The organism is Periweissella ghanensis, assembly GCF_918814755.1.
In the GTDB taxonomy this organism is placed as follows: domain Bacteria; phylum Bacillota; class Bacilli; order Lactobacillales; family Lactobacillaceae; genus Periweissella; species Periweissella ghanensis.
The window spans coordinates 55,494-76,704 of sequence record NZ_CAKKNT010000001.1; the positions used below are offsets into that span (position 1 = coordinate 55,494).

Annotated in this window: 19 protein-coding genes; 6 read left to right on the top strand and 13 right to left on the bottom strand. The window is 41.2% G+C overall.

Going from position 1 to position 21,211, the window contains the following annotated elements:
* The first annotated feature begins 224 nt into the window (after positions 1 to 224).
* Positions 225 to 1,157, top strand: a complete 933-nt coding sequence (locus LQZ76_RS00290; RefSeq protein ID WP_230097776.1) for a LysM peptidoglycan-binding domain-containing protein — start codon at positions 225 to 227, stop codon at positions 1,155 to 1,157.
* A 54-nt stretch (positions 1,158 to 1,211) separates the two neighbouring features.
* Here LQZ76_RS00290 and LQZ76_RS00295 read toward each other — a convergent pair whose 3' ends face one another.
* Positions 1,212 to 1,664, bottom strand: a complete 453-nt coding sequence (locus LQZ76_RS00295; protein WP_230097777.1) for a Fur family transcriptional regulator — start codon at positions 1,662 to 1,664, stop codon at positions 1,212 to 1,214.
* A 140-nt stretch (positions 1,665 to 1,804) separates the two neighbouring features.
* On the opposite strand from LQZ76_RS00295, the gene LQZ76_RS00300 reads away from it, so the two are divergent.
* From LQZ76_RS00300 to LQZ76_RS00320, 5 genes are all read left to right on the top strand, one after another.
* The gene (locus LQZ76_RS00300) at positions 1,805 to 2,728 is read left to right on the top strand and encodes a metal ABC transporter solute-binding protein, Zn/Mn family (RefSeq protein WP_230097778.1); all 924 of its coding nucleotides are present in this window, start codon (positions 1,805 to 1,807) and stop codon (positions 2,726 to 2,728) included.
* Between the two features lie 140 nt (positions 2,729 to 2,868).
* Positions 2,869 to 3,657, top strand: coding sequence for a metal ABC transporter permease (locus LQZ76_RS00305; RefSeq protein WP_230097779.1), 789 nt, complete (start codon positions 2,869 to 2,871; stop codon positions 3,655 to 3,657).
* Between the two features lie 329 nt (positions 3,658 to 3,986).
* Complete coding sequence (locus LQZ76_RS00310; protein WP_230097780.1) at positions 3,987 to 4,787, top strand: hypothetical protein; 801 nt, start codon at positions 3,987 to 3,989, stop codon at positions 4,785 to 4,787.
* A 235-nt stretch (positions 4,788 to 5,022) separates the two neighbouring features.
* Complete coding sequence (locus LQZ76_RS00315) at positions 5,023 to 5,586, top strand: hypothetical protein (protein WP_230097781.1); 564 nt, start codon at positions 5,023 to 5,025, stop codon at positions 5,584 to 5,586.
* 395 nt (positions 5,587 to 5,981) lie between these two features.
* Positions 5,982 to 7,490: a peptide MFS transporter gene (locus LQZ76_RS00320; RefSeq protein ID WP_230097782.1), complete on the top strand. Its 1,509-nt coding sequence runs from the start codon at positions 5,982 to 5,984 to the stop codon at positions 7,488 to 7,490.
* A 55-nt stretch (positions 7,491 to 7,545) separates the two neighbouring features.
* Here LQZ76_RS00320 and LQZ76_RS00325 read toward each other — a convergent pair whose 3' ends face one another.
* The 12 genes from LQZ76_RS00325 to LQZ76_RS00380 all read right to left on the bottom strand — a co-directional run bounded on the left by LQZ76_RS00325 (position 7,546) and on the right by LQZ76_RS00380 (position 21,178).
* Positions 7,546 to 8,514, bottom strand: coding sequence for a D-alanyl-D-alanine carboxypeptidase family protein (locus tag LQZ76_RS00325; RefSeq protein WP_230097783.1), 969 nt, complete (start codon positions 8,512 to 8,514; stop codon positions 7,546 to 7,548).
* A gap of 209 nt (positions 8,515 to 8,723) precedes the next feature.
* Positions 8,724 to 9,710: a D-alanyl-D-alanine carboxypeptidase family protein gene (locus LQZ76_RS00330; RefSeq protein WP_230097784.1), complete on the bottom strand. Its 987-nt coding sequence runs from the start codon at positions 9,708 to 9,710 to the stop codon at positions 8,724 to 8,726.
* A gap of 130 nt (positions 9,711 to 9,840) precedes the next feature.
* A complete protein-coding gene (locus tag LQZ76_RS00335) occupies positions 9,841 to 10,902 on the bottom strand; it encodes a LacI family DNA-binding transcriptional regulator (RefSeq protein WP_230097785.1) in 1,062 nt (353 codons plus the stop codon).
* A gap of 2 nt (positions 10,903 to 10,904) precedes the next feature.
* The gene (locus LQZ76_RS00340; protein ID WP_230097786.1) at positions 10,905 to 11,963 is read right to left on the bottom strand and encodes a LacI family DNA-binding transcriptional regulator; all 1,059 of its coding nucleotides are present in this window, start codon (positions 11,961 to 11,963) and stop codon (positions 10,905 to 10,907) included.
* Positions 11,964 to 12,043: 80 nt separating this feature from the next.
* The gene (locus LQZ76_RS00345; RefSeq protein ID WP_230097787.1) at positions 12,044 to 13,027 is read right to left on the bottom strand and encodes an aldose epimerase family protein; all 984 of its coding nucleotides are present in this window, start codon (positions 13,025 to 13,027) and stop codon (positions 12,044 to 12,046) included.
* 43 nt (positions 13,028 to 13,070) lie between these two features.
* Positions 13,071 to 14,261 carry a galactokinase gene (locus LQZ76_RS00350; protein ID WP_230097909.1) on the bottom strand — a complete coding sequence of 397 codons (1,191 nt, stop codon included), beginning with the start codon at positions 14,259 to 14,261 and terminating at the stop codon, positions 13,071 to 13,073.
* A 357-nt stretch (positions 14,262 to 14,618) separates the two neighbouring features.
* The gene (locus tag LQZ76_RS00355; RefSeq protein ID WP_230097788.1) at positions 14,619 to 15,353 is read right to left on the bottom strand and encodes an amino acid ABC transporter ATP-binding protein; all 735 of its coding nucleotides are present in this window, start codon (positions 15,351 to 15,353) and stop codon (positions 14,619 to 14,621) included.
* Between the two features lie 326 nt (positions 15,354 to 15,679).
* Complete coding sequence (locus tag LQZ76_RS00360; protein WP_230097789.1) at positions 15,680 to 16,858, bottom strand: MFS transporter; 1,179 nt, start codon at positions 16,856 to 16,858, stop codon at positions 15,680 to 15,682.
* Between the two features lie 359 nt (positions 16,859 to 17,217).
* Positions 17,218 to 18,906: a putative glycosyltransferase family protein gene (locus LQZ76_RS00365; protein WP_230097790.1), complete on the bottom strand. Its 1,689-nt coding sequence runs from the start codon at positions 18,904 to 18,906 to the stop codon at positions 17,218 to 17,220.
* Between the two features lie 156 nt (positions 18,907 to 19,062).
* Entirely contained in the window at positions 19,063 to 19,443 is a 381-nt protein-coding gene (locus LQZ76_RS00370) for a thioesterase family protein (RefSeq protein WP_230097791.1), read from the bottom strand.
* 123 nt (positions 19,444 to 19,566) lie between these two features.
* Positions 19,567 to 20,274, bottom strand: a complete 708-nt coding sequence (locus LQZ76_RS00375; RefSeq protein WP_230097792.1) for a class A sortase — start codon at positions 20,272 to 20,274, stop codon at positions 19,567 to 19,569.
* Positions 20,275 to 20,443: 169 nt separating this feature from the next.
* Positions 20,444 to 21,178, bottom strand: coding sequence for a DUF2705 family protein (locus tag LQZ76_RS00380; RefSeq protein WP_230097793.1), 735 nt, complete (start codon positions 21,176 to 21,178; stop codon positions 20,444 to 20,446).
* Positions 21,179 to 21,211: the final 33 nt, after the last annotated feature.

A 21,211-nucleotide genomic window follows, 5' to 3' on the forward strand; every position in this document is an offset into this window, starting at 1 on the left:
ATTAAAAAAATATTAAGGGCAGTTATTTAATCGCTTTTATTGGACTATTACCTCTTAATTATCGAACTATGTAATATAGCTGTAACTTTAATAGCATTTAACAGTAACAATAACGCGGTAAAATATACCTATATTAAAAAGACATTAAACAAAGTCGCAGGTTTTTAATCGATGCGCAAACTAAATTTAAAAAAATTAATATGTCTATCTGGGGAGATCATAATATGCATAATTCCATCAAGAAAACTGTTTTAACTACCATCGCTACTGCCGCTACTTTAGGGGTAACTGTTGTTGCAGCTAACGCCGACACAGTTACTGTTAAGTCAGGCGATTCACTTTCAGCAATTGCTTACCGTAACCACACTACTGTAGCTGACTTAATCAAGTTAAACCACATCACTAACCCTAACTTGATCTTCGTTGGTCAACGTTTGAACACAACTGCAACTAACACACCAGCACCAACGCCTGCTAAGACTAACGTGCCACCAGTTGCCCCAGCGCGTTCATCACAATCAAACAACAACGCTGCTACTACAGTTACTGTTCAATCAGGTGACTACCTTTCATTAATTGCTATGCGTAACCACACAACAGTTACTTCATTAATGCAATTAAACCACCTTTCAAACCCTAACTACATTTATGTAGGCCAAAAGTTGATCGTGCGCGCTGGTTCAAGCAATGTACCTGGTTATGCTGGTGCTTCTTCAAACCAAAACAACACCCCAGCAGGTGCGCCAGCTCCACAACAAACTTCAGCACCAGCTCCACAACAAAGCAACAACCAATCAGTTAGCCAACGTGCAGCCGCTGCTGCTCAATACGCGCTTAACTTCATTGGTACTCCATATGTTTGGGGTGCTGCATCACCATCAGCCTTTGACTGTTCTGGTTTAGTTACTTACGTAATGGCCCACTTTGGTATCAACTTGCCACACCAATCAGGTATGCAAGCTGCTGCTACTGACCGCATCCCAACTTCACAAGCCCAAGCCGGTGACTTGTTGTTCTGGACTTTACCAAATGGTACAGTTTACCACGTTGCTATCTCACTTGGTAACGGTCGCTTCATTAGCGCCCTTGAACCAGGTGTTGGTACACAAATCGGTGGTATGGCTCGTCAAGCAAACTTTGCTGGTCGTATCCGTTAATCAAACAAATAAAAAACCAAGTAATGAAAATTCATTACTTGGTTTTTTTGTGCCCTATTTAGAACTAGCTGCTAATTGACAATCCGCACATTTACCGATCAATTCAAAATGCTCCTGTTCAATGGCAAAGCCTGGTAAGCGTGTCAAAATCGCCGTAATATCAGGTTGTTCAATTTCAATAATCCGACCACATACCTCACAAATGAAGTGGGCATGTTTAGTATTATTGAAGTCACATTGGAATTTTGCCCGGACACCATTATCAAATAAGCGGGTTTCCACAATTTGGAGTTGTTCTAACTCTTTGATATTGCGATAGACCGTTTCATTGCTCATTTTGGCGAATTGTTCCCGCATTTGTTTGGTTAATTCCGCTAATGTTTGATAAAAATCTTTTTTTTCAAATAAAAGTTGTAACAAGGCTAAGCGTTGTTTAGTTGCCTTTAAACCGCCTTTTTTCATGATTTGAACGGCCTGATCCAAATCGATTTCAGTATTTAAATTCATTAAAAATCTCCTAAACGGTAATTTTTACTATTTACAAATAAACATTCTATGGTAAAGTTAAATAGTACTAATTACCATTTACTATATCACATCTTTGGTAATTTTAAAAATGCATATTTTGTTATAAAGAGGAGAAATCAATGTTTCATTCAAAAAAATCATCATGGCAATTATTAGCGGTCGGCGCCCTTGCCGTCACAGCCGCCTTTACCTTAGCAGCATGTAGCTCAAATAAGAGCGCAACTTCAAGCAATAATGCACATGCCATCAAAGTTGTTTCTACCGTTGACTTTTACGGTGAAGTTGCCAAAGCAGTCCTTGGTAACCAAGGTTCCGTTACTTCAATTATTGATAACCCCGATGTTGATCCCCACGATTATGAACCAACAACTAAAGTGGCGCAACAAGTGGCTGGGGCCAATGTGTTATTATCAAACGGGATTGGTTACGACACTTGGATGGATAAATTAGCCCAAAATAACAGTAAAGCAACGAACATTCACGTTGGTGAAGATATCGTTGGTAAGAAAAACGGTGACAACCCCCACCTTTGGTACCGTCAACAAACGATGCCTGCATTGGCCAATTACTTAGCTGCTAAGTTTGCCAAGATGGACCCTAAGAAAGCTGATTACTTCAAGGCCAACGCTAAGAAATACATCGCAACCCTTGCCCCAGTTGATCAATTAATCAGTAAACTTAAAGCTGGTAGCGATGGTAAAGGCGTTGATGTCAGTGAACCAGTTTTCACATATGCCTTAGACGAAATGAACTACAAAGTTAACAACCAAAGCTTTGCTGATTCAGTTGAAAATGGTACTGACCCTGCACCAAAAGATGTCGCAGCCATGCAAGAAGACATTATTCACCACAAGATTGATTTCTTCGTCCAAAACACCCAAGCATCTGACAAGACCGTTGTGCAATTAGTTAAATTAGCCCACGAACACAACGTCCCAGTCGTTGACGTAACTGAAACAATGCCAGCTGGTAAAGATTACGTGCAATGGATGACTAGTCAATTTAAACAAGTTGAAAAGATTCAAGCAAAACTAGGAAAATAATTTGACTATTTACCAATTCTGTGTAAATTTATAAAGATAGATATTTTTGTGGCGGCGGCCCCATTAATTCGGATGATGATTTTCATCGTCCGAATTTTTGTTACCACAACAGCCGTCGTTATATAATAGGAGGAATTATTTTGTTCGCACTTGAATTCATGAAAAACGCCTACTTTGCCGGAACCACCGTGGCAATCTTATGTGGGGTGTTGGGGGTCTTTGTAATTGCCCGCCGCTTAGCCTTCTTAGGGCACGCGTTATCAGAAATCGGTTTTTCGGGGGCAACCTTTGGCCTCTTGCTTAACTTCTCACCGTTAAATGGGATGTTATTAGCTACCGTCCTTAGTGCCTTTGCTGCTCATGGCTTAGGTGTGCAACGAGAACGGAGTGAAGTAGCCACCAGTGCTGTTTCGGCCGCTTTCATGGGGGCGGGGGTGTTATTTTTATCCCTTTCTAATAAAAACGCATCCTTTGCAACGAGCATCTTATTTGGGAGTATCGTCGGAATTAGTGTGCAAAACGTGATCCAAATTTGTTCAATCTCAATTATCGTGTTGTTGATTATGCTCTTAATCTACCGCCGGTTAAAGTTTGACTCATTTGATGCTGTCGGCGCTTCAATCCAATACAACAACACCAACTTAATTTCATTACTATTCTTAGTAATTATGGCTGTTAGTGTTAGTGTGGCGGCCCAAATTGTGGGCTCCCTCTTAATTTTTGTTTTACTTACTTTACCTGCCGCAACCGCGCAAATTTTCTGTAAATCAGTTAACAAAATGATTTTATTTGCGGTTATCCAAGCAATTTTAGGCGTTTGGCTTGGGTTAGCGCTTGGTTACTACACTAGTTGGCCAGTTAGTTTCTTCATTGCCATCTTTGAAGCTAGTGTTTACTTAATTTCCCGCATTGCCACGCGTAATAAATAATTTTATTGTAGTGAAAAGGATTGTGACATAACCCTTTTCAAGTACTAAATTGCTACCAAAACGCGCTCCAGAAGTCCGATATATTCGAAATACGACAAAATCCTCTATGAAGAATTTTCTTCATAGAGGATTTTTAGTGTATTTCTCGATATCGCCCGACTGCTGTCACAGCTCCTTTTATTTGCTTTCCGGTTATATTAACAGTTAGTTTATTCAACTTTAAGTTTTTCCTAAAAATAAGTGATATTTAACGGTAATCGTTGTATCATATAGTTATATAAATCATTGTGATAGTTTTGACAGCCTCAACTATCCAGGCGGGGGTCCAAATGCAAATAATCGAAGAATTTACCGCATCCAAGCGTAATAATCCAGCCCTGAACGAAGATGCGATTTTTCATAACGCCAATTATATCGCGGTTATTGATGGGGTAACTAATAAATCGACTAAGGGGCTCTGGTCACCATCCCCTGGCGTCCAAGCTCGTGAAACCTTAACGTTCGCGCTCCGACATGCTAATAAAAATTTTAATGCGTATGAAATGTATGCGTTTTTAAACGAATGTCTTAAAACACGCTATCAAGATATTACCTATTTTCGGGACCATCCCAATGATCGATTACAAGTAAATTGCATCATTTATAGTGTCGCCAAGCAAGAAATTTGGTTCTTCGGTGACTGCCATTGTTTAGTCGATGGTGTTTACTATAATAATAGTAAACAAATTGATACCTTGTTGGCTGATTTACGGAGTTTTGTTTACCAGGCTAATCATTACCAAAAAGTTTCTCCATTGGCAGAAGATCCCGGTCGCCAAGCAATCCTCCCCTTTTTAGAATTGCAAGCCAACTTAGCAAATACGACTTCTGAGTTTGGTTATTTAGTCTTAGATGGCATTGGGGCCTTACCAGAAAAAATTAAAATTGTGGCAGTCGCGGATGCGCAAACAATTGTCCTAGCTTCAGATGGTTACCCGGTCTTAGAAGCATCTTTAGCTGAAACTGAAACGACCTTGCAACAATTACGCCAAGATGATCCCCTCCTTGTGGCAACTTTTAAAGCAACCAAGGGATTCACTAGTAAATTAGCCTCATTTGATGATCGCTCTTATATTAAATTCACGCTTTAACTTGAAACCACTCATTAATTTTGAGTGGTTTTTATGCTCTATACTTCGAATGCTTGTTATACTTAAACTCATAACTACATCTAATTGGAGGAATTGAACCATCAAACAACCTAAATTACCGCATTTCACGCTTAATAAATACCTTAATGAAGATTTCTGGGCAACCCTGAAGAAATACTATAAAGAATTTATTGGAGTCTGGGCTTTATTTGCGTTCTTTATTATCCTTAATAGTGTGATTTCATTTAATGATACTAATAAGGAGCAAGTGAATATTTACCAAACAACGGAAGTTAAGATTTTGGATACATATCGCGATGGTCAATTAATGAACAACGGTAAAGCACCGGTTTTCTATCACATCTCGCTCCCAACTGGGAAAAATTTACGAATTCATATTGAAGCTGCCCCCACCCGGAAACAAATTAAATCGGGGAAAGGTTCTAAACTAGCCGTAACGGAAGGTAATCCATGGTTACGAATTGGCCAAAAAGTTACCTTATATGAAGTTTCCGTAATTCAAGCTGGTAAAAAAACGACCTCCGTCTATGCAACCGATATCGCCACAGCCCGAGCCCAACAAAAACGCTTAACCAATACCCGTACCCAAGCGTTATGGACTGTTGTGATTAATATGGTCCAATATCTCTTATTATCCGCATTGATTGTTGCTGGTGGTGGTTTATTAGCCAATCAAATCCGGAAAAATAATCATGATGATGACGACGGCGATGATGACGGTGATGCCCCCGTTGTTGCTAATACCACTGCGGCCTATGTCCAATTACCGAAAAACTAAGTAGTTAAAATTAAAGTAAGCCCCTTTCTCATTTAAGGTTGCTTGCTTTTTATTTTAGCCAAGATCCTTAATTATACTTTTTTCACGACCAAAGTTTGATTAAAACAAAAAATAAATTTTGCCACCAACGCAAATTTTAATAAGAAAATCCATTTCAGTAAAAACGTTGCTATACCAACCTTTAAAGCGCTTTTAAAAAACCACCTATATAATTATTTTTAATAACCGTATTTCTAAATTAGGCAATTATTAAAATAAAAATATTTATATTAAAATTGACTTAACACCGTAAATTATTATAAAATAGTGATATTCATTTTAATATTTGATTTTGCTCTATTAAAACGAAACACATTTGCATTAATTTTGATTTATGCAACAAAGGAGATTTACCTATGCAATATTCACGCGAAGAAATGCTTAAAAGCGTTCCTCAAACTGGGTTCTTCGGACACCCACGCGGACTTGGAGTTCAATTCTTTATGGAATTCTGGGAACGTTTTAGTTACTACGGGATGCGTGCCATCCTACTTTACTTCTTATATGACAGTGTAAGTCATGGTGGTCTTGGGTTTGACCAAACTGTCGCCCAATCAATCATGTCACTTTACGGTGCCTTGATCTTTATGACTTGTATCGTCGGTGGTTGGGTGGCTGACCGTCTGGTTGGTTCACGAACAGCCATGCTTATGGGGGCCGTGCTCATCATGTTCGGTCACATTGCCCTTTCAAGTCCCGTTGGTGGTCGCGTAACGTTCTTACTTTCAATGTTCTTGATCATTATCGGTACTGGTTTATTGAAGCCAAACATTTCTGCCGTGGTTGGTGGTTTGTACGATAAAAAGGACCCCCGCATGGATAGTGGTTTTGTTATCTTCTACATGGCCGTTAACATGGGAGCGTTTGTTGCGCCATTTATCGTCGGAACTTTACAATCATCATTTAGCTACCACGCTGGTTTTGGTGCCGCAGCCGTTGGGATGTTCATTGCCCTCATGGTTTACGTGGTCTTCAACAAGAAGAGCCTTGGTTTAGTTGGTAAAGACGTGCCTAACCCCTTCTCACCTGAAGAATTCAAAAAATTCAAAGTGCGTTTTGGTATCGGTATCGTTGCCATCATCGCCATTCTTGTGATTACTCACTTAACTGGTACATTAACTTTCAACAACTTCTCAATCTTTGTTACGGTCCTTGGGGTGGTCTTACCAATTGGTTACTTCGCCACAATGTACAAGAGTAAGAAGACTGATAAAGTTGAAAAGTCACGGTTACTTGCTTACGTACCAATGTTCTTAGGTGCCGTAATGTTCTGGTCAATCCAAGAACAAGGTTCATCAATCTTAGGTGCCTTCGTTGATACTAACACGCAACGTAACTTAAGCAGCATTGTTGGGATTCACTACACAATTCCAGCAGCGTTCTTCCAATCAGTTAACCCATTGTTGATTGTTATCTTTGCCCCTATTATTTCAGGTATCTGGACTAAGTTAGGTAAAAAAGGTCCTTCAACACCAATCAAGTTTGCTATCGGTCTTTTCCTTGCCGGTATTTCATTCTTAATCATGGTTATCCCAACAATGGGTATGACTAGCAAGACTTTGATCAACCCATTCTGGATTATCATTAGTTTCGCCATCTGTGTTATCGGTGAACTTTGCTTATCACCAACTGGTTCATCAGTTTCTGTTAAGCTTGCACCAAAGGCCTTTGAAGCCCAAATGCTTTCATTGTGGTTGTTAACTGATGCCACTGCGCAAGCCGTTAACGCCCAATTAGTTCGTTTATACGACATCTGGTCAAAAGCAACTTACTTCGGTTTCCTTGGAGCCTTAGCAATTGTGCTTGCCATTATCCTCGCACTCTTAAGCCCATGGGCTGTTCGTAAGATGCAAGGTATTAAATAATTAATATCAAAAAACTCGTAAGCCGCGGCTTACGAGTTTTTTTTGTTGCTTATAATTAACGACCAATCGCCCCGACTAAACGGTTGGTATCGGCATACCGATCACGTGAATGTAAGACGACCGTAATGATGCGGTGGTGCCCAGGTAAAACACTCGTCCCAACAAAGACTTGACCAGCGGCTGGTGTTGTGCCCGTCTTTAAACCATCAATTCCATGTTTAGGGTTATAATACGCCCCAAATGGTAAATAATGGTCCGTTGAATACCGGCGAACCCCATTGACCCATTCATAACTCATTGATGAAAGCTGCAAAATCTGTGGGAATTCATTAAACAACGCTTGAGCCAACATCACCAAATCATAGGCTGACGTCGTGTTACGGCCATAATAAGGTGCCCCGGCTAGTTGGAGGTTAAAGCGCGCAACATCGGCGACATCAAGTCCTGAAGTGGTATAATAGCGCGTTTGATTTAAACCCAACCGCCGTGCATTCCAATTCATCGCATTAATCATGGCTTGGTTGGAACCAAATGCCCAGCGCCCTAATGCGGTAATACTTTCATTGGATGATAAAATCATCGCATTTTGGGCAAGCTGTTGGGCACTATACGTCCGCCCTAACACGAGTGGGGTTTCACCAAGCGCTGGGGTCACGCTCATCCGACTAATGCCCCAGTAATCAATTTTGACTGGACTCGACCATTTTAACCATGGATGAGCCTTCATTTGCCGATAAATTGCATACATCGCCATTAACTTACTAGTTGAGGCGCTATATTGCCAACTAAACGGTTGTTTGGAATAAACAAAACTATGTGCCGTGTAATCATAAATCGCGGCACTCGGTGCTGAGAGATACGGTATATTTTGAATCCGGCCATATTCTGGTTGCGGATTCTTAATTTCAGCCGCATGAACCGACTGCCCAAGCTGCCCTTGGATGGCCCCACCAACTAAATTAGCGGGAATAATTGCGATACTAGCTGCCACTAGGATCGTCTGTGCTACTACTTTGATTGTCATGCCTGTGCCTTCAATTCCATTTTTTTACTTACAAGCAATAATCCTAGCATTTGCGTGTTACGAAATGGTTACACTTTTTTAACTTTTTTATAAATTAATTCTTATACATATATCTTTTAGTCATATTAGAATTAACCGTTAACATATTAAAATAAAAATACCCCGGCCGAATTTGACAAATTCAGTCGCGGTATCCATGGCTAGCCAGCTTAGCGTTGAATGGCGGCTAACAGTTTATTCGTATCATTAAAGCGATCATTTGAGTGCATCACAACCGTAATAATACGGTGTTTACCCGGTAACATACTCGTCCCAACAAAGACTTGACCAGCCGCGGGCGTTGTTCCCGTCTTCAAACCATCAATGCCATGTTTCGGATCAAAAAATTCAAAACCTTTTAAATAGCGATCGGTTGATTGGTGCACAACATTATCAATTGTCACTTGAGGTAAGGCCGTTAACTGCAGAATTTGCGGAAACTCGGTAATCAGCGCTTGACTCAGCATCGTCAAATCATAGGCCGATGAAGTATTACGCCCATCTTTTGGCGCCCCGGTTAATTGAAGCCCATATGGCGTAACGTCATCAACATCAAGCCCCGAAGTTGTGTAAAAATGCGTTTGCGTAAGCTGCATTTCTTGGGCTTCGGTATTCATCGCCTTAATCATCGCATCATTTGAGCCAAATGCCCAAATACCCAAGGCCGTAATACTTTCATTAGATGACACTACCATCGCATTTTCAGCCAAGGCTTGCGCGGTATACGTTTTGTTCAACGTCATCGGAATTTCACCTAAACCGGGGACTGTACTTAACTTGACAATTCCAGGATTAGTAATTTTAACTTGATCTGACCAGTGTAAATTTGGATCAACTTGGAGCCGTTTATAGATAACATACATCGCCATTAACTTTGAAGTTGAAGCATTGAACTCTTGGTTATGGGCGTTTTTGGTAAAAATAAAACTGTGTGCATCTAAATCGTAAATTGAGGCACTTGTGGCAGTTAAATTCGCAATATTTGCGACTGGTTGATATTCGGGTTTAACATATGTAGCCTCAGCAGCTGGGACCCGCTGAGCGGTTTTTTCAACGGGACTAGCCACTGTTGTAACGCTTTGTTCATCGATATTTACGGCGATAATTGCCGCACCAATGACCACAATCCCGCTTGAAATCCAATATTTTAAATGCATTATTTTATTTCCCTGATATTTATTTTTAAATATACTTGCACAATTCAATCATTCTAGCATAAACATATTACACCAAGGTAACATTCGCAAATAAAATTGATATATTTTAAATTAAATCAATTTACCGGATTTAACCTAAGTCGTCACGTTTATCTAACCCAACACTATCACGTTCCACTAACGTTGATGCGACCCGTACCCGTACTGGGGCTTCCGGTGCCCCTTGTAAGTGAGCGGCCGCTAAATTAAGCGCCACTTGCCCCATCATCGCCGGATTAGGTTGGATAGTGGTCAGTGGCGGCATCAAAAAGCGAGTCACTTCCAAATCACCAAAGCTTACAATCGCCATTTGCGTTGGCAACGTGATATTTTGGGCCTGACAGACATGGTAAAGCCCCAAGGCAATTTGATCAGACGCTACAATCATCGCTTGCGGTAACTTCGCCCCTTGGGTAATTAAAGGATTCAGTGCTTCAATCGCCGTCTGCGTAGCCCCGTCAGGTAAAATTAGCGGCGCCATTGGTAGTGCTAAATTATGCCGTGCCATCCACTCTAGATAGGCGGTATACCGGCCATCATCAATAAATTCACTGGCCATTCCTTGGCGATTAAAAAGCGGCATGCTAGCCCCGATAAAGCCAATTTCACGATAGCCGCGCGCATATAAGTAATCTAACAAATGATGCGTTTGTTGGGCAAAGTCATTGTACACTGTATCATACCTTTGGCCCGGCCGGTGGTCATCAATGACGACTAAGTGGGGATTTTGTTGCCAAAGATACGTACGTAATTCATCATCAATTGCCCCCACGACAATCACTGCGCCACACTGCTTTACTAATTGCCAATTTGGGTGGGCATCACGCAATGAGAATAAAAAGGCCAATTGCAAGTGTTTAACCGCTGCACTGTGTTGTAAGCCGTTTCGAATGGCCCCCCAATACGGGGCATCCAGTGCGGACTGTTCATCGTCCGTTAGCGTAATGACCCCAATTGTGGCCTTAGTAATCCGTTGCCGGCGCTTAATCAGTGGTGCTTTAGTCGGCGGCGTATAATTTAACTTTGCTGCTGCCGCTAGCACGCTTTGCCGGGTCGCTGCCACGACTTTAAATGTCGGATCTTCATTTAAAATTCGTGAAACAGTCGCTGGTGACACCGCTGCCGCGTGGGCAACATCGCGAATGGTAGCCATCGTTATTCTCCTTTAAGGTTCGTTAAGTCGCACACACTATTACGCTTAATTAATTGGGATGCCACTTCCACTGTCAATCCTGGTTGCCGGTGGTCATTAATTTGTTCGCTTAGCAAGCGTAAGGCCATTTGCCCCATCATCCGGGTTGCTGGCCGAATCGTCGTTAATTTTGGCATCAAAAAGCGGCTATACTCAATGTCATCAAAGCTCACAACACTAACTTGGGCCGGAATTTGCCAGCCATTTTCTTGTAACATGTTATATAAAATTATGGCAATCGGATCAGAATTCGTAATAATCGCGGTTGGCGGTGTGGGCAAGGCCATTAATTTTTGCCCACTCGTAATCACGGCTTGAATTTCCCACGTTGTCAAAATTTCACAGTAAGCTGGGTCAGCAAGCCCTTGGTGCTCCATCCAGCGCTGGTAGGCGCCATGCCGTTCATTGGTAACCCACGCCGTTACTTGGCCATCTGCATCATACACCGGATTTTTAACCCCGATAAACGCAATTTTCCGATGGCCTTGCTGATACAAATGTTCTAATAAATGGGTTGTTTGATAGTCAAAATCATTATGCACGACATCATAATTAGGTAATTCCCGATGATCATCAATGACGACTAAATGCTTATTATATGTACTAATTGTAGCGAGTAATTCATCTGCAAATGTCCCGATTAAAATGACGGCATCATACCGGCTCAAGGCCGACCACGGCTTCTGTGCAGACTGTAAGGTAAATAGATAATCAAGATGAATATGTTGTGCTTGGGCATTTTCATCTAAGCCATTCCGTAAGGCTAGAAAATACGGATCGGAAACTTCATGGCGCTGCTCATAACTCGTAATCACAGCGATATACCAAGGATGTGATTTATTCTTTTTCACATCCTTTTGACCGCGCCGTGCTTGGTAGCGATACCCTAATTTTTGAGCGGCCACCAAGACACGTTGCCGGGTTGCTTGGGTAACTTTTAGCGTCGGATCTTGATTAAATATTCGCGAGACAATTCCGACTGACACGCCCGCATCGGCAGCAATATCGCGCATACTTACCATTTTTAACCCCCTCTTAAAAATGCTCACCTTTTAAAAAGTGAAACCGACGGTTCGCGTCGCTTTCACTTAAAAGATTTCATTTATTTACTTTTGATGTATTTATAAATAATATCATAACTTTTTGGGGTATCGACTGCAATTGAAATTGAACCAAATTCCGGAATATTAACACTATTGGGCAAGTTCTGTGGCACAAGCATCATTGTCCCCACCGCCGGTTGCTGATTGGTGTCCTTGGGCTGCCCAACAAATAAGCCATGCCGATTTGAGTAAATTTCCACTTGGCGACGCGTAACTGGATCAACAATCGTTACCGCAGCTTGCTTTAAATCCGCTGGTACGATAAAGGTAACGCCGCCACATGGGAGGCGACCTATTCGGCGTAATCGGGTAAAATCTAACGGTGTGTCCCATTCAGTTTGCACCAGCCCCATTGGTACGCCTAGCGCATCAACAACAAGCCTTTGCGAACCATTAATTTGTAAGTGCCAGTCGCTACTATCCTGCGTTTTACCAAGTTGAAAGCATGTATTTAGTGTCGGGGCAAACACCCCCGCCTGCTTGGTTTGGTGGCCTGTGAATGTCACATGGACACAATCATCCTCTGTCAAGCGATAGGTTACCGTCGTCAGTAAATCACCTGGGAAGCCATCGAACGCTTCTTGTGCTTGATAAGTCAGCGTCACACTCCCTTGGTTGGCATCCGTCGTCATTGTAAACATTTGCTGATCAAAGCCATGCGGACCGCCATTTAAAGTGTGTTGATAATAATTCGTTGGTAAATTCCAAACATCCGCTTGATAGACAAACCGACTTGCTTCAATAATACCAGCCACTCGGCCAATGACATGGTTAAGTGCGCTGCTATTATAGCCACTGGCGCTAGGCATAGCAGTTGATGGTGTTATCAAATTAACGCGTTCATAGCCATCGAGCACAGAAAACTCCTGCAGCATACCACCAAAATTTACCACCGCTAAGCGCGTTTGGTGGTGATTTTCGAGTACAGCGCGCACCACTTGATGACCACGGACCGTTGCGATACCCGATGTCGTTAAGTGCATAACTCCCCCCATTATCATTTAGTTGTATTAGCCAATAACTTTTTTAATGTGTTTTAACCGGGCCAATCCATTGTGCCCCCGGACCAATTTCAACATCATAAAAACTAGCATCATACCCTAGTACTTCGTAGTACCGCGCCCCCACTTGCTGCTCAAATTGCGCCCGCCGTTTTTTAGGAATCAACGCCAAGGCATAACCGCCAAACCCCGCCCCAGTCATGCGGGCCCCTAAGACCCCCGGAAACTCTTGGGCGGCCGTTACTAACGTATCTAGCTCAAGTCCGGTTACTTCATAATCATCACGTAAGGAAGCTTGCGATTGATTTAACAGCGCCCCAAATTCAATTAAATCACCTTGCGCAAGTTCACGAACTGCCGTAATCGTGCGCTGATTTTCACTCACAGCGTGGCGGGCCCGTTTAACCAAGGTTGGATCTTTAATCAAGGCTTGATTAGCAGTGAATGTCGCCATATCAATATCGCCAAGACTGTTAATTGATAATTTAGTTTGTAATGCCTGCAAGGCCGCTTGGGTTTCGGCGACCCGCTCATTATATTTGGAGGTCACCAAACTACGTGGTTTATTAGTATTCATCACAATTAGTTCAAAATCACGTAAAATTACGGGGACTAACCGATACCCTAACGTATTAGTATCAAGAAAGATGGCTGTATTGGGTGCCCCAAAGCCGACTGAGAATTGATCCATCAGCCCAGTTTTAACCCCGACAAAGTCATTTTCAGCTTGGTGCCCAGCCATCACTAATTGTAAGCGGGGAATTTTTAAATCAAACAACTTTTGGACCACGACGCCAATTAGTAATTCTAACGATGCTGATGAAGATAATCCAGAAGCAATCGGAATATCCCCATCAATGGCTAAATCAAAACCAGTTTCCAGGTGATAGCCTAATTCGGTTAAGGCTTTTAAGACCCCCTTAACATAATCCGCCCAACTGTGGGTCGGCATTTTATTAAAATCATCAATTGCAAAACTAAGCATCCCCAAATCCGGAAAATTAGCGGAATACAAACGGACAAGTCGATCGTCACGGCGCCGGGCCACCCCATATGTGCCGAGCATCAAAGTAATTGGTAAAACATGACCGCCATTGTAATCCGTGTGTTCACCAATGAGATTAACCCGGCCCGGCGAGAAAAACATATCCGTTGGTATCGTACCAAATTGGGTTTCAAAGGTCGTAATAAGTTCATGTAAATCGCGCTGTTCCATCATGCTCCTCCATTTTCATCAATAAAGTTGCTTTGTGACTTGATTACGCCTTCAGTTTAGGCTAAGCGGTGTTAGACGTCAATGTAATTTCACTATTGGTATAGCTACCAGTAACTGCGAGCAAACCTTAACATTCCTCATAATTGGCTAATACAACCAATCATTTATACCAATAAAACTTGCCAACGGTTAATTAATTTCAGCATAATTTAAAGTGGCAATTAATAAAAAAAGTTAATCGGTTGTAGACCAATTTGTGAATTTGTTAGCAGCAAGTTGTCGTATACAAAAAGCCGCCGTAAAGAAAAATTCTTCAAGGCGGTTTTAGTTAGAGCGATAGTAGCGATCCTATTTTGTTTACAAAATTTTGGCTAAGAAATCTTGGGCCCGTTCAGTTTTAGGGGCGGCAAAGAAAGCTTCGGGAGTTGCATTTTCTTGGATAAAGCCATCAGCCATAAACCAAACTTTGGTAGCAACTTCCCGGGCAAAGCCCATTTCGTGCGTTACCACGACCATGGTCATCCCTTCATCAGCTAAGTCTTGCATAACTTTTAAAACTTCACCGACCATTTCTGGATCCAAAGCTGACGTTGGTTCATCAAATAACATTACTTCGGGTTTCATCGCCAAGGCCCGCGCAATCGCAACCCGTTGTTGTTGCCCCCCAGATAGACTACTTGGGTAAACATCGGCTTTATCAGCTAAACCAACTTTAGCCAACAATTCTTGAGCCACTTTAGTCGCTTCATCATTGCTAACTTTTTTAATCTTCATCGGTGCTAACTTGATGTTTTCAAGGACACTCATATTGGGGAATAGATTAAATGATTGGAACACCATCCCCATGTTCATCCGTAAATTATCCAGTTGTTTGTCGTTTAACTTGGTTAAATCTTGGCCATCAAAAATCACTTCCCCAGCTGATGGGGCTTCAAGCATATTTAAAGCGCGCAAGAAGGTTGATTTACCAGCTCCTGAAGGACCTAACACGGCAATCACTTCACCCTTGTTGACCGTTTCGGTAATATTTTTAATGACCGTTGTGTCACCAAAATGTTTTTCTAAGTTTTTAATTTCTAATACTGCACTCATCACATCGCACCTCGTCATTTATTGTTATTTGTAAGTCTATCAATTAAAGTGTATAAAAACAAACTAAAATCCTCTTATGTGCATATTTATACAAAAACACTGTGAATATGCTTTTTATCTCGTATATAAACACTAATTACACCGCATTACAAATTTACTTACTTATAGTATATAAGTATAGCGATTTTTACCCCACCACTCAAGTAAATCGCGACAATTCCTTCCAGTAGACCAAGCTAGCCTTGATACAACAAAAGCCTCCATGATGAAAACTCTTCATGAAGGCTTTTCACGAGCACCCAACTACTGTCACCGCTCGGTTTAACTTATTTGGCGCGTAGCCGTTGGTTAACAACTAAGAAAATCGCGGTTACGACCCAAATAACAATTGTTGAAGTTAAAAATAATTTGTCATATGTGGCGTAATCAATAATCACGGCCCCAAAGACTGGTCCGATTGCTCGCCCTAAAGCTCCCGCACCGGCGACCATCCCTTGGAACTTACCCTTTTGTGAATCGGGGGCAAGCATATTAACAAAGGTTGCAACAGCTGGTAAACATGCAATTTCACCAATCGTTAACAAGGCCATTGACGCTACGAAGAACCCGTACGTATGTTGGGCAAAGGGCAAGATCAAGAACGACGCCCCAATTAACGCAAACCCAACATATAGCCGCATGTTGATGTGACGGAGTAAGAAGGCATCAAAGTACGTCATAATTGGTTGAATTAAAACAATCATCACGGCATTAACGGTCCACATATAACTGTAGTCCTTGACCGTAAAGTGATTGGCAACCATGTATGTGGCGATATTACTTTGCCATTGTTCATAGAAAATCCAGACAATCATCAATAATGCTAATAACGTCATGATGCGCACTAGGCTTGAACGTTCTAAGTAATCCCCACCACCATGGTAGTTACGGGCAATATTACTTTCTTGTTCATGACCTCGATAAGCAACTAACACAATGCCAAGAAGAATCACATATAAAACGGTCGCGGCGCCAAAGACAATGCTAATTCCTAAATGGAGTAAGAATCCAACCATTAAAGTTCCAACGACTAACCCTAAATTACTCATGAAGTACAAGACGTTATAGACATAACTAGGAGTCTTGCCTTCAACCATCGTCGCAAACGAATTGACCGCGGTCACAATTAACCCATTCCCAAAACCAAGGAGAATTAACCAAAAGGTATAATTAGGCCACTGGTGATTAAAAATTAACATCGCACTAGCAAAGGTTACCAGCACGGCCCCGATTACAACGGTGTAATAATGGCTCCAATTATCATAGAGGTACCCTCCGATATTTGTTCCTAGCATGGTAAAGATTGAATTAATGAATAAAACGATTCCCGCCACCGTCAAACTCTTACCTAAGTAATCATGCATGTAGATTGTCGTTAGTGGCCAAATGAAACTGATTCCGGTATTACTAAGAAATGATCCAACAAATAATGAATATGCTGAAATCCCTTTTTGTGATTGCGCCATTTTAAGCTCCTCTCCTATTATTTCGGTATCGCTTGTGCATTAAGAGAAACCATATTGTTTAAATTATAACGAAAATACTGACTATTATACAAGGTATCCTTTAGAATTTCTTTAATTATCATCTGATTATCAGTCTGTGCTTACACAATTTTAATTAATACAGATTAAAAGGCTTACTGCGTAAAAAAGGGGTTGTGACATAACTCTTTTCAAGTACTAAATTACTGCCAAAACGCGCTCCAGAAGTCCGATATATTCGAAATACGACAAAATCCTCTACGAAGAATTTTCTTCATAGAGGATTTTTAGTGTATTTCTCGATATCGCCCGACTTCTGTCACAGCTCCTTTTAAAACGTTTTAATATAATGACTGGTAAAATTGGCCCCCTAGATTACGTTGGCGCAACATCACCGCCAACGTCATCACTAAGGTACATAATGAGACTGCCCACATCCAGACGTATAATAATGGCGCCTGGAAGCCAAGCTTCAAGCCCCCTTGATAATTAGCCGGTAAGCGGACCGCGACTAAACCATCTTTATTGTGGGTCGCTTTAATATCAGCATGCTGCCCGTTAGCTAGCCGAATGTAGTAGCCTGGATAGTAAACTTTTTTGAAAACTAAATAATTATCCGCCCCGTTAACGGCCACATTAGCACTAATTAAGCGGTTCGTATTCTTAGTCGTTGTGGTTACATCGGCTGTCGTGACATTGTGCTTTGCAATAATTGCTGCCGGGTTAGTTATAATGTTTTGGTGTAAATACACCCCCGTACTAGCATATTCAAAATACCAAGCATCACTTTTGCTATGCGGATTAAAGGCTTTGAAGCCATTGGCAATCACAGCCGGCCGGGCATCAAGCTTAACGGCATGGCGCACTGAATGGGCATATTGGAATGTTTGACCTAATGCCAAGATGAGGGTCACCGCTAAACTTGCGAGCACCGTTTTGGAGACTTTCGCCTTAGTACCATAACTAACATATTCGCGAACAAAAACTTCAATGCCGACCGCCAAAATGAAGGCCATAAAGAAGTAACCGATGTACATAAAGCGCCATAAGAATTGCAAATTAGCAAACACACCTGGTAAGTAGCGCCAATTAAGCGGTGCATAACTCAAGAAGGCAAATAAGGCCGTTACCCCAAGACTGAGTTTAAACAATTTAAATTGCATTTCATCAGCTCGGTCTTTAATCGTTGACCATTTAAAGATTAACCCCATTGAGCCTAATAAAGCTAACCCATTAACGACCTTAATTAATTTACTGTATGGTTGCCAACTGTTTGACTTCGTTAAGAACGCCGCCGTGCGATCCATCACGTAAATATTTTTGAAAAAGACGTTGTATAAATCTAGTGACTTAAGTTCAATTAATGGCACCCAGAAAAAGGCACTTAGCGCCAACGCTAACAAGCCAGCATATCCTAAACGGATAAGCGTGGTGAGATTAAGCTCACGCCACGCCCAAATGAGCACAATTATTACGGCCACTACCGCTAAAAAAGTACTCAACAAGTGACTTGAGAGCATTAAAGCCGCCCCAATCGCTAAATACGCAATCCCATTAGCTTGATCTTTTAAAATCCGAAACACACCAATAAAAATCATCGGTAGTAGGGCAATCCCAATAATTGCCCCTTGGTCTTGTGTCACAAATAAATTATGGACCATGAATGGTGAGGCCATATAAAAGCTACTAGCCACCATAACGGCATTGCCATGGAAAAATTGCCGCAGTAATTTATCCATCAAAACCCCAGCAATTACCGTGGCTACGATATTAAATACGGTAAACGTCACTGCTACTGAGTGTGTTAGCCCATAAATGGGGGCTAATAAAAAGGCTTGCCACGTCCCATAAAAATAATTCGAACCTAAGCCTAAGCCATGTAGCGCCCATGGATTAACATACGGCAGCATTTGGCCACTGTGCCACGCACCCCACGCACCGACCACCCGACCGATATGAAAAGGTACGTCAAAACTATTTAAAATCCGCGGTAAAATAACAATACTCACCGCATTTACGATTAACGCCACAATCAAATAGTAAGTATAGCGTACTCTAACCCGTTTTAAGATAGGCTGATCCTACTTTCTAAATTTTTAAAATTTAATACAAATAATACCCTTTATTATCCATATTTTAAAGTGATTTAACTACTAAATTATTTATAAAATTTGCGTAAAGAATCTTTACACATTATCTACTTTCGCCATAAATGCCTTCGTATCAACCTTTACGCGTTCATGTTGGCCAATGGCAACTTGGCGTTTGGCATCTTTAACCACTAAATCAAAACTAAAATGATGGACTGACTGCGCCGTTAAAGTACATGTTACCGTAACTATCCCACCAATCGGCGTCGGTGCTTGATGTTGTAAATCAATATGGGTGCCCACCGTCGTTTGCCCAGCGACTAAACTTGTGGCGATTAATTCACAAGCCGTTTCTTCACATAAGGCAATCAACCGCGGGGTTGCTAAAACCGCTAAACTACCACTATGCATGGCTAAAGCGGTGTCTGCCATCGTAACCGTTAAACTTCGTGTACTGTGTTGACCAATTGCTAACATAAGCTATCTCCCATTTTTAATTCATTATACTTAAAGTGTATTATATTTACTAGTACTATTAATACTTAAATTAAAATAAAAAGACAAGAGTCGCAGTTTTGCCCCCTTGTCTTTAAAATCGGTTTAATTACCAGAATTATTTTGGTCTTGGAAATAATCTTTAATCTTTTTTGACGTATCATGCCAAGCCATCGTCTTAGTCAATTCACCCCGTAAAACAACCCGCCCCTCATCGTGGGAATAGTTACAAGTAAACAAAGTAATGACCTTTTTACCCGGAACCGGATCAGTTATTTGAATCGCTGTTGATGGCACCACTTTATATTCGGTTGTGGTATATTCATAGACATTTTTTAAATCGGTCAAATAAATTTTTTGCCCCTTAACGCCATCATCTTTATGATAATACAACGGTGAAAAGAGTAAATTCTTACCGATGTAAACCATATGACTAGCTAACACATAGTTACCTTGCCCCATTACTTGGTTTGGCAACACCGTGGCCGCTCCTAAGGCCAAATTATCACCACCGGTCCCCGCTGAGATGGGTAATGAAATCCCCATTGCTGGGACGGCAACATAGCCAATAAAGTTAGCATCATTGGTTTTAAACCGCGCTTGAATAATTTGTGCTGATGAAACACTATTAACCTTTTGCCAATCAAAGCTCGCCGGTTTTTCTTTAGCAGCAGCAATTGATTTGGCCGTCACATGTGGATGATATGTTTCCAGTGCAATTTTGGCAATTTGCTGATTAAAGATTAACCCAAGTGAAATAATAAGTAAAATCGTCAAGCCAATATAAGCTAGTATTCTTGACGTCTTCTTCATACATCGTCCCCCCTATTTCCTAGTTACTTACCATTATAAACTATCGGCGCTTTTTAATTTTACTCTGTCGCTTAATTTTTAATTAAAGGTTGCGGTTTTTCAATCAAATAAAAAGCCGTTAATTCACTAAGCGGAATCAACGACCTTTGCTAGCGAGGATGCTAATTAACTAAACATTGCGTTTCTTGAAAATGTAGTAGCCAATTAATAAGAAAATTACCGTGTAAACGAGACTCCCCGTGGTTAATAATGGTGTGCTTAATTTCGTCACACTTTTGAATGTGCTATCACTAATTTGTGCACCGACATTTAGCATGTTAAGCGGATTCCATTTGAGCCAGTTCCACTTTTCAATGGCAAATGATTGGGCAATTTGTAAAATGCTAGCCGCAAAATAGCTCAAAATCCCAATGGTAATGGCCGCAGAACCAGTTTTAAATAAATTAGCAATTAACAATACTAGTGCTAAAATCAACCAGATACCAATAAATGAACCGACTAAATCTAAGCCTAATTGACCCAAGACCGTTGTTTTCCCAACTTTGGCATCTAATGCCACGTTACTAAAGAGCACAAATTTCAAAATTAATGTGTATAAGAAAATCAACACATAGTTCACAATTGAAAATAGGAATAATGTGATGACCTTACTAGCAAAAATTTCACCACGGTAGTATTTACGATACAATAACGCTTTGATTGTCCCATGTTGAAATTCAGAGGCGACAATCGTTGACGCCACACCGATTAAGAAAAAGGCTAAAAATAACGTTCCATTAAAAGCCCCCGTCGTTTGGCCTTTTGCCGAGAACCATTCCGGCTTAGCTTTACTAAGTACCGCAAAGATCGTCATGACCAGTAAATTAAAAATAATTGTTGCCCATGCAATAGTTTGGTGGCGCAACTTAAAGATTTCTTGTCATAATAAAGTTGACAT

Bases quoted from the DNA above. Each gene is read 5' to 3' on its own strand.
- LQZ76_RS00290 (WP_230097776.1), top strand. From the start codon at position 225: ATGCATAATTCCATCAAGAAAACTGTTTTAACTACCATCGCTACTGCC.
- LQZ76_RS00295 (WP_230097777.1), bottom strand. From the start codon at position 1,664: ATGAATTTAAATACTGAAATCGATTTGGATCAGGCCGTTCAAATCATG.
- LQZ76_RS00300 (WP_230097778.1), top strand. From the start codon at position 1,805: ATGTTTCATTCAAAAAAATCATCATGGCAATTATTAGCGGTCGGCGCC.
- LQZ76_RS00310 (WP_230097780.1), top strand. From the start codon at position 3,987: ATGCAAATAATCGAAGAATTTACCGCATCCAAGCGTAATAATCCAGCC.
- LQZ76_RS00320 (WP_230097782.1), top strand. From the start codon at position 5,982: ATGCAATATTCACGCGAAGAAATGCTTAAAAGCGTTCCTCAAACTGGG.
- LQZ76_RS00325 (WP_230097783.1), bottom strand. From the start codon at position 8,514: ATGACAATCAAAGTAGTAGCACAGACGATCCTAGTGGCAGCTAGTATC.
- LQZ76_RS00330 (WP_230097784.1), bottom strand. From the start codon at position 9,710: ATGCATTTAAAATATTGGATTTCAAGCGGGATTGTGGTCATTGGTGCG.
- LQZ76_RS00335 (WP_230097785.1), bottom strand. From the start codon at position 10,902: ATGGCTACCATTCGCGATGTTGCCCACGCGGCAGCGGTGTCACCAGCG.
- LQZ76_RS00340 (WP_230097786.1), bottom strand. From the start codon at position 11,963: ATGGTAAGTATGCGCGATATTGCTGCCGATGCGGGCGTGTCAGTCGGA.
- LQZ76_RS00345 (WP_230097787.1), bottom strand. From the start codon at position 13,027: ATGCACTTAACGACATCGGGTATCGCAACGGTCCGTGGTCATCAAGTG.
- LQZ76_RS00350 (WP_230097909.1), bottom strand. From the start codon at position 14,261: ATGGAACAGCGCGATTTACATGAACTTATTACGACCTTTGAAACCCAA.
- LQZ76_RS00355 (WP_230097788.1), bottom strand. From the start codon at position 15,353: ATGAGTGCAGTATTAGAAATTAAAAACTTAGAAAAACATTTTGGTGAC.
- LQZ76_RS00360 (WP_230097789.1), bottom strand. From the start codon at position 16,858: ATGGCGCAATCACAAAAAGGGATTTCAGCATATTCATTATTTGTTGGA.
- LQZ76_RS00370 (WP_230097791.1), bottom strand. From the start codon at position 19,443: ATGTTAGCAATTGGTCAACACAGTACACGAAGTTTAACGGTTACGATG.
- LQZ76_RS00375 (WP_230097792.1), bottom strand. From the start codon at position 20,274: ATGAAGAAGACGTCAAGAATACTAGCTTATATTGGCTTGACGATTTTA.